We start from the raw sequence: 12,350 nt of genomic DNA, 5'->3' as shown, positions 1-12,350 counted from the left end.
GGCTGCAATAAGCCCGAATATAAAGCTGCAACCCATCCTGCCACAGTCGTAGCACGCGAAAACCGTCGCAAACGGGAGGCGTTCATATAAGGGCAGATGAAAGACTGTGGTATCGGACAGACTCCCGCGAAGCAGTTCTACTCGTTGGCGGTATAAGTAGTCCTCAGCATGTGAACCATTGTTCAACGCACTTTTCTTAGTGCGACATAACCAGTTGGTCTGACCGAAAGCGCCGCGCGCGCCGTTCACCGAGCCGATATTCGCGATGCGCCCGAAGCGTTGCGCGACCATTCCGCCGAGGAAAGGCTTGGTCATATTGAAGAGCGAATCGAGATCAGTGCGCAGTACCGCATCCCAGGCGTCCTTGTTCATTTTGGCAAAGCTCGAGTCGCGCGTGATGCCAGCATTGTTGACGAGAATGTCGACCGTGCCGAATTCGTCGAGCACGCGTTGCGCGCAATGCGCGCACGAATCGAAACGGGTCACGTCGGCTTCGTACGCATGAAAACGACGGCCGGCGTCGCGTTCGCGCATCAGCCAGGTGGCGACGTGATCGTTCCGCTCCGAATGTGACATGGCGACCACCATGCCGGCGTCGTGAAGACGACGGCTAATGGCGGCGCCGAGTCCGCCCATGCCTCCGGTGATGAAGGCGATGCGCTTAGCCGACATGCTGTTCTCCTGATTGCGCGGAGCGGCGAGCCGTCATGGGAAGCGTCGCCGAATCCGTGCGCTAACCAAATGCCGCGCCGCCGTCCGGCATGCCCCTGGCCATCGCTTCGAAGCGCCGCATCCAGCCCTGCAGCGGCAGGGACGCGGGATTCATGCCGGCGCCCTGTTGCCAGTTGCCGGTCCATGCGGCATGCCATCGGGCGAGCGCGTCGCGCATGCCGTCACTGCACGCGGTTTGCTGGGCTCCGGTGCAAATCGGAGAAACCAGTAGGTTATGCTCCGGTTTTGACTAGCGCACGCAGGCTATGAGTAAGCTGACAGACATCGACAGGCTGTTCAACGGACGCCACTTCGACCGCGAAGTCATCGTCCTGTGCGTGCGTTGGTACCTGCGTTATAAGCTCAGCTTTCGAGACCTCGTTGAAATAATGGCCGAGCGCGGACTGTCGCTCGCGCACACCACGATCATGCGCTGGGTCAAACGCTTCGCGCCGGAGTTCCTCAAGCGCTGGGACCGGTTTGCAAAATCCGCTGATCGTTCATGGAGAGTCGACGAAACGTATGTGAAAGTCCGTGGCAAATCGGTCTATCTTTACCGGGCAGTTGACCGCGCGGGAAAGACAGTCGACTTCCAGCTCAGCGCCAGGCGCGGTGTCGCTGCGGCCAAGGCTTTCTTCGCGAAAGCGATCAGGAGTCAAGGGCTCGCTCCGAAGACAATCACGCTGGACGGTTACGCTGCGTCTCACCGCGCGGTGCGGGAAATGAAGGCGGACCAGTTTCTGCCTGCGGACACGACATTGCGATCGTCGAAGTATTTGAACAATTTGATCGAGCAGGATCATCGCAACATCAAGTCCAGGGTCAACGCAATGCTCGGCTTCAAACGCTTCAGGAATGCGGCCATTACGATATCGGGCGTGGAGTTGATGCATCGCATTCGCAAAGGTCAGTTCAACCTCGCACGGTTGCGCCTCAAAGATACCACTGCGCCCGCTGTTTGGAAGTCAGTCTTTTCCGCACGACGATTCGATGGTGAATACACCGTTTTCCGCTTGCGCCCGCAACTTGCACCGCAGCCGTCCTCGCGAAATGCAAGTTGAAGGGATCACGGCGTCAATTGGCGAGCAGCCTTTCCTGATGGATACCAGCGATGCGATTCAGCAAACGAGCTGTGTGCGCTTCCGTAGCACTTCGGAGGTCAACAGGCTCATGCGTCGTCGGCGACGTGAGCGCGTATAATGCCTGGCGATCCGAATCATTTCGACCTGAAGAAATCCGCCCGGATTTTTGCGCGGCTGACTGCGCAAGTGGCCCCTTTAATCACCACCGACGGATCAACCGCCGGCGGGAGCCTTTGCGCTGAACGTGATAGCGCCGGCGAAGCGATCTTCCATCGCTGCCTGATATTGGAAAGTGTTCTTTTGACCGGTGGAAGGGAGACTATGCGTTGCTTTACAGGTCGAGCTTAACCAGATCGCGACTGGAAAATGCCGACACTGACTCAATACCGCGCTATGTTTGGTTCCCGCGTGCGTTTTCGCCCGACGGCGTCGTTGACGCGTCCAATGCCAGCATCGCCTCATTTATAATCACACGGTCAGCAAACCAATGATCGCATGGAGCCCTACTATATGAGTCAACCCCGCGGACGATATGCGGGACCTCGGGACAGCGGCCAGCGCCAACCTCGTCACGTAAAGCAATCTCCGTCCAGCCGGCAGAGACCACCGCACGTGAATGCACCAGCCCGTGACACCGCCCAGACCGCCTCCATTTTCAAGACGCGATCGTTCCAGTTTCTGGTCGATACGGTGGGTGCTGAGAATATCGCCCTGGGACTTGGATCGAACATGGCGCGGGTGGCCGAACTGATGAAGGGCGAGAGATTTACGCCAGAGACCGCCTTTCACATCGAAACCACGCTTGGGTTGCCTCACGGTTTCTTTGACCAGCCCAATCCTGCGCTCGCAGCCGAAACCATCGCCCGCCTGAAATCACCGCTCGATTTCGTCCAGACCGACGACGAACCAGACGTAGTATCGGAAACACCCATGCCGCCTTCCGTCCTGGACGGCGGCCAGCAACGATATCCTGAAGACAGCTTGTCCGGGGAAGCGCAGATGCCGAAGAAAACAGCGGGCGGGTCGCCCAGGGCCGTCAGGAACAGTCGAAGCCAGATGGCCGAACAGCCCACTCCTCCTGCGCCGCGAAAAGGGGTGGGTACGGCTGCGTTGCGGTGAACTGGAAGGCAGGCTGGTGCTCATGTCGCGCTCCGTTGAGTGTGTCAGCAAGAACGGTGCACCGGGTGAGTGTGAGATTTGTAAGCGGGTGTAGTGCGCTGCGGGAGGCGACGACCGTCGAAACAGTCTCCGGGGCGTTCTGCTGCACCGTTACCGCCCGCCTGCGGGACCTGAGAAGGCCGGGCTGGGTATGGAAAATGCTACGGCGCACGAAGACCATCACTTCTCAATCATGGACGCAGCCACGGATGAACGGGGGCCAACTGTGCCGTGAGATAAGGGCTCAACGCCGGCTGGCAGGTCTGCCCATTATTATTCATAGTGCTATCGAACGACCTGCGGCAGGCGAAATCAACTGGTCTGTCTTTCTCCGAAAGCCCTGCCAGGTCGACGTGTTCGTGGATACGGCACGTCGGTTGTGTATTGACCAGTTCCAGTCCCGCGGCTCGCGCTGCGTGTCGTCTGAGCGGGGGCGAAGAATCGGTCGCTGACACACCCGGCTCAGTTCCAGATTGCGCCCGGTGGCAGGGCTGACGTGCCTCGACCGGCCGTCGCCGTTGCGGGCTGGGACCCTGCGAAGGACCTGTTTGCCGAAACTCACAGGACTGCCCCTCGTTGACTTCGCCGGACTCCTCCCGTAATGTTAAAAATGTCGGTACGGTGAAAGATGCGCTAACCGGCAACCGGTCGCGAATGTGCGCCGAGCCTTGGCTCATGCCAGTCTCCCGTCTTTATCATCCTTGGATAGCCGCATGCCTGGTCACACTGGCGAGCTCGCCCGACGACCTGCTCGAACGCCAGACTACGCAGCCGAAAATCATGCACTCGTTGGGCTTGCCCGCGCCCAAGCTGGCTCACGTCCAGACCTTCTCCAGGCGATTGCGGATGCGGCGCTGTCACTATGCTCGGCGGGCAGCGCGGGCATCAGCCTGATTGAGCAGGGAGAGGGCAAGAAGGTCTTCCGCTGGCTTGCCGTTTCAGGACTCTGTGTGGGCCTGCAGGGTAAGACGACCGCCTGGGACGAGTGTCCCTGCGGAATCGCACTCGAGGCCGGCACCGCGCAGCTATTTGTGGAGCCGCAGGCGCAATTTCCCTCTCTCTCATTCCCCGGTATATGCGTCCCGGAGGGTGTCGTTGTCCCAATCAATGTAGCCGGGAGAGACTTGGGTGCGATATGGGTCATGTCCCACAGGGACGATTGCAGATTTGACTTCGAAGACGCACGGCTGCTATCGAACCTTGCTGTGTTCGCGGGCTCTTCGCTAACGATAGTTGACGCGCGCGAGCTCAGCGAGGAAAGCGAGCGCAGGCAAAACGATTTCATCGCGATGCTTGCCCATGAACTGCGAAATCCGATGGCACCGATAGACAGTGCCATTGGCGCGGCAAAGCGCCTTTGCGCCGATAATCAGCGAGCGACCGGCGTGCTAGATATCGCAGAAAGGCAGATGCGACATCTGCGCACGCTCGTGGACGACCTTCTGGATGCCGCCCGCCTGCAGCACGGAAAGCTTGCTATCAAGCTCAGCGACACATCTCTCAACGACATCACGTTCGACGCCCTGTCAGCAGTCAGGCATCACATTGAGGCGCGTAAGCATAAGCTAACCATCACGGGCCTCGAGGACCAGGTCCCTGTTCGCGCTGACCACGTCCGATTAAGTCAGGTCCTCGGCAATCTGCTTTCAAACGCCGCGAAATACACGGCCGTAGGCGGCGACATCCGGCTGAACATAAGCGTCGGGGCTTGCGGCTCAGATGACGGCCTGTCTGGCTCAGTGCTCATAGAGATTCAGGACAATGGCATTGGCCTTGAATCCACTGCTCGGGAACGAATATTCGATTTATTTACGCAAGGCGCTAGCGAGTCAGCGCGTGCGGAAGGTGGTCTCGGAATTGGACTAGCCGTCGCCAGACGCATGGTGGAGCTTCACGGCGGAGAAATCACCTTGCACAGCGACGGTCCTGGCTGTGGAACGATGGCACGGCTCAGATTGCCGATACTGATGTCAACGGCTGACCGGCACATAGCCCGGCAGGTCAAACCACGTGTTGGGACCAAGCGGGCACGACTGCTGGTTGTCGACGACAATCGCGACGCCTTGGAGGCCCTGGAAATTCTGTTAGAAGTGGAAGGTTACGAAGTCGCTACGTCGGACAACGGAGCCGACGCAATCAGGCTGATGTCGGAGCACCACCCCACCGTCGCGCTCATTGATGTCGGGATGCCGGTGATGGACGGCTTTGAGGTCGCCCGCGCCGTCCGGCTGGACCCTAGATTCAACGACGTCTTGCTGGTGGCGCTCACCGGCTACGCAGCCGAATCCGACAAGTCCCGAGCGCTTGCTGCTGGTTTCGACTTCCACCTGACGAAGCCACTTTCTCTGGACAAACTCGAGCGGATACTTTCACGCCAGTTGGATGCAGGACTGGGCCATATGGAGTAGCTCTTCGAACCGGGTTGCGCCATTTGCATCGGTCGCCGCACGAACTAACGCTCAACCGCGAAGCACAAGCGCCCTCTAGCTCGCGTTCTCAGAATTTCCCTCACGCACTCGCTATCCGACAACGGGTGCGGTGATTCAAGCTGCAGCTTAGCCATCCGGCGAGACCTGTCATTGATGACCTGATGACGCCGGTGGTCTGTCATCGTCTTCCTGTCGCGAATTTCCTCGCGAGTACGGAAGCATCCCACGCACAAACCGGATTTTCCGTCAATTCGGCACACGTCGATACACGGTGAGTTGACTGCCATTGCTCAAGCCGCCGCGCGGGTGGGATTCACCTCGACCGTCACATGCGACAGGCCCTTGAAGCGCTTGAGGGCGGAGTGATAGAAGCTCGGACTACGTTGCGATTCACTGGTCGCAACCGATACCACGGCGCTCATGTGACCAGGACCCACGCGCCACACGTGAAGGTCGAGCACCTTGTCACCGTTGTCTTCAATCACGTGACGCACGTTCTCGGCCATCTTCCTGTCGGGGTTCATGTCGAGCAGAATGCCCCCTGTATCGCGAATCAGACCGTAGGACCAGTTCGCAATCACCAGTGCGCCAATGACACCCGCGAGCGGGTCCATCCACAGCCAGCCAAACCCGCGTGCCAGCACGAGACCAATAATGGCCAGCACGGAGACTGCCGCGTCTGCCATCACATGGATGTAAGCAGACCGGAAGTTGTGGTCACGGACGGCGGCTTCATGAACATCGTCATGGTCGTGCTCTTCAAATTCGACTTCATGCTCGCCATCGGACAGCCGGACGGTAGCCTTGAACGCGTGCGGTTCGGGGATGTCTTCTTTCGACTCCAGGTAGCCACCCCGGTCAGCAAACGCGAAAGGCTGCCGTGTACCATCAGGCCGTATTGTCGTCACAGAAACAGCGGCCGCATCGAGCTTCGAATTCGAGGTTTCTGGCGTGATGCGAAATACGGGAGGCACGCCATCTTCAAAGATGGACAAAACGAAAACACCTGATGGCGCGGATACGCTTTGAGCCTCGTCTTCGCGCGCGTGCTCATCGTGGCCATGCCCGTGACTGTGACCATGGCTATGTTCCTGATGGTCACCGCTCAGTAACCAGACACTGGCGATGTTGACGAGCAGCCCGACCACCGCGGTTGGAATTGCTTCGCCGAAGTGAATGGGCACGGGCGAGAGAAACCGCGAGACGGCTTCGTAGCCAATCAGCAGGGCAATCATCGCCAGCACGATAGCGCTGGTGAACCCTGCCAGGTCGCCTAGCTTGCCGGTACCGAAAACAAAGCGGGAATCGGTCGCATGTTTACGCGCATACATATATGCCAACGCCGCAATCAGCATGGCGCCGGCGTGCGTTGACATATGCAGGCCGTCGGCGACAAGCGCCAACGATCCGAACATGTTACCGCCGACGATTTCAACAAGCATCATCGCGCTGCACAGCGCAATCACCGCCCACGTCTTGCGCTCGTTGCTTTCGTGACCTGCGCCCAGAAAGATGTGGTCGTGGCCCGCCCCAAAAGCGGTGTTTTCAAATTGGTTCATCTCTGTCTCTACTTGAAGTAGCTGTGGACCACTTCGATTAACTGCTCTGTCGCACTACCGTCGCGGCCATCGCCTGCTTCCTCCGCGTCGACCAGATGGGTGCGGATGTGGTCCTCGAGCACTACCGCCAGCAGACCGTTCATCGCGCCCCTGCAGCTCGTGATTTGCTGAAGGATGTCGTTGCATCCGCGCTCTTCCTCAAGCGCACGCTCGATGGCCTCAACCTGTCCCTTGATTCGGCGGATTCGGTTCAGAAGTTTCTGTTTTTCGCGAACGGTGTGACTCATGATTGGCCTCCATATACCGTGGGGGAGTATACATCTCAAGCTTATTCCTGTATAGGGTAGTGGGGTATAGTCAACCAGGCGTCACAATCGAGGACTTACGGCGGCAAAGTTTGACCTATGATTTGTGAGAACATGTATGCGCCGGACGACGCTACTCGCGACTTCTGACTGGATGAAGGTGGGCCGTGCAAAAGCCGAACGCAGACCACTACACCCTGCTCGCCTCCTTGCGAGTAGTGGCGGCCCAATATGACGACCTCCGCGAGCGAGCTATGTTCGGATGCCCGGGCTTTTTTGTAGGAGCTCGCACTGCATCTGCGGTCGCACCGTTGCATCCCCTGGTTGTCCACCTCGAGCTTGTCCGGAATGAGAATCCACACTGCCATCAATGCGAAAGAGACGACCACCGCCCGTTCATGATTTCGGGCTTAATCACGCTCGCCAGCCATGCCCCGAGCGCACCCGAGCAGGCATGGTTACCGGAGAGCAAGAGACCGCTATGCAACACAAGGGCGCGCCGAGAATCGTACCAACGCCAATCTCACACTTGGCTTTGGCCATGGCGCGTTCGGCAGTCGCAATCGGGATTGTGACTACTTTGCAATGCATGAGGGCGAGCTGGAGGAATGCGTAGCGAATAGCCACCAGAATAAGTGCCGGGGGTTTGTCGCGCCGCTGCAATCAATCAGTCAATCGGGCAACGCGCGCCGCTTGTGGCATGCGGGATGCTGAAGATTAGCTATGACCTCGCGCTGCTGTGTGCGCCAGAGTGTAAAGCTTGCACACTAGAACAAGTTCGTCAGTGCTCGCGATGCAAAAATTGAGCTGAGCGTCACATATGACTTTAGCGAGCATGGATTTCCGATACGGAGGACGAATATTGTGCAGGCGGCGGTATCGCTGTTTGTTTTCTTGCTTCCGCCAGCGCCGTGGCAGCACCGCTTCATGTGAACGATGGGATGCCGGTAGACGTACACGGCATAACGCTTTACATGTTTGACAGCAAGGGGCGCTAGATGCCAGGTCGAAAAGACGGATGGCCGCCGGCAGCATAGAAAAGATGACGCTGGGATGACAATCGTGACCTCGTGGAACCGGGCATTGACGCTTCGCACCTTCGTCGCCGTGACACTCGCGATTATTTCGCTTGCGTCTGTCTCAAGCGGTCCGGCGAGCAAGGACGGGCCATTCGGATTTTCAGGACTGCCGCTACGTGAGGTCGCCGACGTGCCGCTCGGTGGCAAGACGACGCGTTTCGATTACGAAAGCGTCGATTCCAGTCGCCATCTACTATTCATCGCTCATTTAGGTGATGGCGAGGTCGTTGTCTTCGACACCGACATGTTTCGCGTCGTTGGGCGCATCACCAACGTCAATTCGGTTCACGGTGTACTGGCAGTTCCGGAGTTGGGGCGGGTCTATGCGTCCGCTACCGGGACAAATGAAGTGGTCGTCATCGACCCGGCTACGCTAGAAATCACAGCACGCATACCTGCGGGCGTATATCCGGACGGCATGGCCTACGCACCTGAAGCTCGCAGGCTCTTTGTCTCCGATGAGACGGGCGGCACTTCCACCGTTATAGATGTGACGTCCAATCAGCGCGTCGGAACCACACCGCTAGGGGGAGAGGCAGGCAATACTCAGTACGACCCGGTCTCGAAACATATTTTCGTCAACGTCCAGACGCGGAACCAGTTGGTCGAAATCGACCCAGCCAGTGGCAAGGTTGTTGCGCGGATAGATGTGCCGGGCGCCAAGCGCAATCACGGACTGCTGGTAGACGCTGACCAAAGGCTCGCTTTCATCGCCTGCGAAGGAAACGACCGGCTTGTCGTTCTCGACATGCAGACGATGCGCGTGTCATCGTCGTTTGATGTGGGAAAGGACCCGGACGTCCTTGCGTACGACGCCTCCCTCCATCTGCTGTACGTCGCCAGCGAGGCGGGCGTCCTCTCGATGTTTCGGGTAGAAGCCGGCGCAATTTCAAAACTGGGCGACACTCGTGTCGGCCCCAATGCACACGTCGTCACCGTAGACCCCAAGACACATCGAATCTACGTTCCGCTCAAGAGCCTGGGCGGGCGGACGATGCTGCGTATTCTCGAGCCCCAACGCCAGGATGCCGGTTGATGTCCTGTGTCGCCGCAAAGGCAAGCCACAGCACGTCTCGGTCAGTCAGCGCAACAGGAATCAGGCCGCTTACGTAGTCGTCTTGACGCCGGCCAAGTCATCGTCGGCAATTGCGGGTGCGGTATCTATATGAGCTGTATGGAAGCCGACCTTAAGGTTCGCGGGTTTCCCGTTTGGCTTCGTATTCATCTGACGCCTTTGATGCTCTATTGTCCGACGCACGAAGAGCCTCTTATGAGCTACTGCCGTGATTGCGACATAAGCCATCGTAGAGCACCGAAGGCGTGGCATCCCCAGGAAGTATGTCTGTGTGGAGGGCCATTGCGCCGCGTCGGAGTCGTGACAAACCGGAACAGTGAGGAAGCGGCCATCGCAATTTCCAGAATGGCAGAAGATGTCTTGATGGGACGTATTGATACCTCAGCGCTCTCCGAAAACACTGGTCCTGTGCTTATTGAGACTTCCATAATTCATGACGTCACCACAGCGTAGCCTGCATCCAGCAAGCGGCAATGATCGAAGGCCGCTTTTGAGCGCTCTTGAGATTGTTGCGGGCGCTCGCGTGCAGTTCGCCGAGATCATTGGGGCAGTAGTTGGCCAGCGCGTGGCGCTTCAGCCAGGCCCACAGGTATTCGACCGGGTTCATGTCCGGCGCGTACGGTGGCAGGAACGCGATCTGGATGTGTCCGCCCAGGCTGTCCAGGTACTCGCGCACCAAACGACTGCGATGCGCCTTCAGGCCATCCCAGATCACCAGCAGCGGCTGTTTCAGGTGGGCCTTGAGCGCCTTGAGGAATTGGACGATCTCTTCCTTCTTGATGCTCCCCTCGTGCAGCCGGAACAAACAGTTGGTGCGCGTGAGCCCGGCGATGACCGAGACGTGATTCCAGTTGAAGTGAAACTGGATGATGGGCGTTTGTCCCTTGGGCGCCCAGGTGCGGACTCGGGTCGGGCGCTCGCTGATGCCGGACTCGTCCACGAAGACAATCAGCCGGCCTTCTCGTCGGGCTTTTTTTTAAGGGCCGGCCAGGTGCGGCGCTTCCAGTTGCGCACGGCATCCTCGTTGCGCTCGATGGCCCGCTTCTCGGGCTTTTGCGGGCTAAAGCCCAGTGAGCCCAGGATGCGCCAAACCTGCGTCTGGCCAAAGCGAATGCCGTGCATGCGTTCGATGACCGCGCCCACGCGCTTGAGAGTCCACAGTTCAGTGCCAAATCCATGCTCGACGGGGCTTTGCAGCAGGGCGGCGCGAACAGCCGCCAACTGTTGCTCATCGAGTTGGCCCGGGCGCCCTCGCTCGCGCACCTCTCGCAGCGCATCGATGCCGCCTTCATCGAGCAGCCGCTTCCATGTGTACACCGTCTGCCGAGCCACACCCACCGCCAACGCCACCTCGGCGCAGCCCTTGCCCGCCAGCAGCAGCCGACCCGCCTTCAATCGCTTCTTTGCTGCTTCGCTCATTCGCCTTTGCGCCATGCCAACTTGTCTCCAGCACCGTCCTGAACATATAACGCTTGAGACGCTCAACGGTTGTCATGATTTACGGAAAAATCAATAGAGCAAAGGTACGTCGCATCGCTGGGATGCTTGCCCGCTGTTCGAACAGCGAGATGGAAGGCCGCCGCAAGTCAGCGTATCGGACCTCAACGAAACTGCCTTTGCCAGCGCTTACGAAGATTCGCGAGAGATCTTCTGGATGAAAGCGGATCGTCACCGACCGACGCGTTTCCCGCCATGCTGCGAACAAAGGGTGCCAATAGCGGATCAGGAAGAGCTTGAGAGCGTCTCGCTGAATGGTCTGGGTCGCGACTGGCAAGAATCGGATCAGAAACTTCAGTTCGGCATCCGGTTGAGTTGGCAAGCATCGCGAATCCGCTGCTCGCCATGTTTCCGGCCACTTTTGCGCGGGCTGCAGTCCCATCAATCCGCGGTGGGGGCTGCAGTGATAACGCCTGCCGATCTCAACAGCCAGCCACTGCTCGAACTGCTTCAAGGTAAGTGAAGCGGTTTTTTCGGCCTGGCGCGCCTTGCGCCCTTTGACTGAAGATCCAGTCGAACCAGGTAGGCCACGCACGCGCTCCATCAGGGTCCTGTTCAGCCGCTCGATGTGGCCACCGAAGTGCTGCTTGCCCACCGGTCGGTACATGAGTTCAATGCCGTACTCGCGGCATCCACTGCGAAGGGCACGGCTTTTGAATTCGGCCGCGTTATCAAGATGCAGCGTTCGAGGGATACCGCGCATTGGCCAGTCAGCCTCAACGCCTAGTCTTTCGAGCCACGGCTCTTTTCGCAGAACTACACGCGAGAGGAGCAAGCTTACCGTCGCAGCCCCTGGCCTCTCCATTGCGACATAAAAGCCGAGCACACATCTCGTAGCAACGTCGAGAGCCACAGATAGCCACGGCCGACCGATAATCTGTCCGTCCAGTTCGCTAACGAGTAGGATGTCCGCTTGCGTGTGATCAACCTGCACTATATCTAACGGATGTCGGACCTGGAACGTGCCAGGGGCAACTGCAGCGTTCGGGAGGGCTGCTCGCGCCAAAGCATCCTGCTCGCGATAAGAGAGCCACCGTCGAGCAATTGTTGACCTGCTTGGAGGCGATAGCCCCGCAACGGTGCAGCGACGTTTCACCGCAAGTACACGATCAGTGGCAGGATGCGCAAGGTGCCGCTGATCGGGGAGCCATTCGTGCGCGACCTCGTCAATGACGCATTCGACGGCGGCGTCCAGTCTGCCCCCGGTCGCCCTGCCCGGCTGCCTTGGCTCTAATGTGCTGGCGACCGGGTCTGCGAGGAAACGTCGACCAGGCGATAGACGGTGGTGCAGTGAACGCCTAAAAGCTGTGCTGCTCGTTCAACCTGCTTTCGGGAAAGCACTCCGTTGCCAAGCGGTCGAAGCACGGACGCAACCTTCGCTGCTCGAGCGGCCCGCTCTTCGATCGAAGCCATATGGACCTCTACCTGTCCACGCAAAACGTGCGCTAGCAGTAT

The 12,350-nt window shown here is 58.8% G+C and carries 7 protein-coding genes and 4 pseudogenes; 4 read left to right on the top strand and 7 right to left on the bottom strand.

The genetic code is table 11. The features are described 5' to 3' along the window. Positions 1-210: 210 nt before the first annotated feature. Positions 211-672 (bottom strand): annotated as a pseudogene (locus HV770_RS36670) (SDR family NAD(P)-dependent oxidoreductase); the annotation flags it as partial. A 61-nt stretch (positions 673-733) separates the two neighbouring features. Next, the gene (locus tag HV770_RS36665; RefSeq protein ID WP_175166304.1) at positions 734-889 is read right to left on the bottom strand and encodes a hypothetical protein; all 156 of its coding nucleotides are present in this window, start codon (positions 887-889) and stop codon (positions 734-736) included. Between the two features lie 88 nt (positions 890-977). On the opposite strand from HV770_RS36665, the pseudogene HV770_RS36660 reads away from it, so the two are divergent. The 3 genes and pseudogenes from HV770_RS36660 to HV770_RS36650 form a co-directional block, all read left to right on the top strand. Next, positions 978-1,625, top strand: a pseudogene (locus HV770_RS36660) (IS6 family transposase); the annotation flags it as partial. 678 nt (positions 1,626-2,303) lie between these two features. Beyond that, positions 2,304-2,885: pseudogene (locus tag HV770_RS36655) on the top strand (hypothetical protein); the annotation flags it as partial. 779 nt (positions 2,886-3,664) lie between these two features. Next, positions 3,665-5,359 carry a hybrid sensor histidine kinase/response regulator gene (locus tag HV770_RS36650; RefSeq protein WP_175166303.1) on the top strand — a complete coding sequence of 565 codons (1,695 nt, stop codon included), beginning with the start codon at positions 3,665-3,667 and terminating at the stop codon, positions 5,357-5,359. 131 nt (positions 5,360-5,490) lie between these two features. Here HV770_RS36650 and HV770_RS36645 read toward each other — a convergent pair. The 3 genes and pseudogenes from HV770_RS36645 to HV770_RS36635 all read right to left on the bottom strand — a co-directional run. After that, positions 5,491-5,667, bottom strand: a pseudogene (locus HV770_RS36645) (DUF1289 domain-containing protein); the annotation flags it as partial. Positions 5,668-5,670: 3 nt separating this feature from the next. Beyond that, positions 5,671-6,939 (bottom strand): CDF family Co(II)/Ni(II) efflux transporter DmeF, encoded by a 1,269-nt coding sequence (gene dmeF / locus HV770_RS36640; protein WP_175166301.1) that lies wholly within the window; start codon positions 6,937-6,939, stop codon positions 5,671-5,673. Positions 6,940-6,947: 8 nt separating this feature from the next. Then, positions 6,948-7,226 (bottom strand): metal/formaldehyde-sensitive transcriptional repressor, encoded by a 279-nt coding sequence (locus HV770_RS36635; RefSeq protein ID WP_175166300.1) that lies wholly within the window; start codon positions 7,224-7,226, stop codon positions 6,948-6,950. Between the two features lie 1,071 nt (positions 7,227-8,297). Here HV770_RS36635 and HV770_RS36630 point away from each other — a divergent pair. Beyond that, positions 8,298-9,359 carry a YncE family protein gene (locus HV770_RS36630; RefSeq protein ID WP_175166299.1) on the top strand — a complete coding sequence of 354 codons (1,062 nt, stop codon included), beginning with the start codon at positions 8,298-8,300 and terminating at the stop codon, positions 9,357-9,359. A 478-nt stretch (positions 9,360-9,837) separates the two neighbouring features. Here HV770_RS36630 and HV770_RS36625 read toward each other — a convergent pair. Next, positions 9,838-10,832 (bottom strand): IS630 family transposase gene (locus tag HV770_RS36625; RefSeq protein ID WP_175166298.1). Its coding sequence is split into 2 segments (ribosomal slippage): positions 9,838-10,367 and positions 10,367-10,832, totalling 996 coding nucleotides; the frame shifts between segments, so codons are not numbered across the junction. A 64-nt stretch (positions 10,833-10,896) separates the two neighbouring features. Beyond that, positions 10,897-11,598 (bottom strand): Mu transposase C-terminal domain-containing protein, encoded by a 702-nt coding sequence (locus HV770_RS39270; protein ID WP_343048416.1) that lies wholly within the window; start codon positions 11,596-11,598, stop codon positions 10,897-10,899. Positions 11,599-12,350: the final 752 nt, after the last annotated feature.

Origin of the sequence: Paraburkholderia fynbosensis (assembly GCF_902859935.1) — a bacterium.
GTDB lineage: Bacteria > Pseudomonadota > Gammaproteobacteria > Burkholderiales > Burkholderiaceae > Paraburkholderia > Paraburkholderia fynbosensis.
Note: the sequence above shows the minus strand (reverse complement) of the source record. Positions and strands in the feature narration are given on the sequence as shown.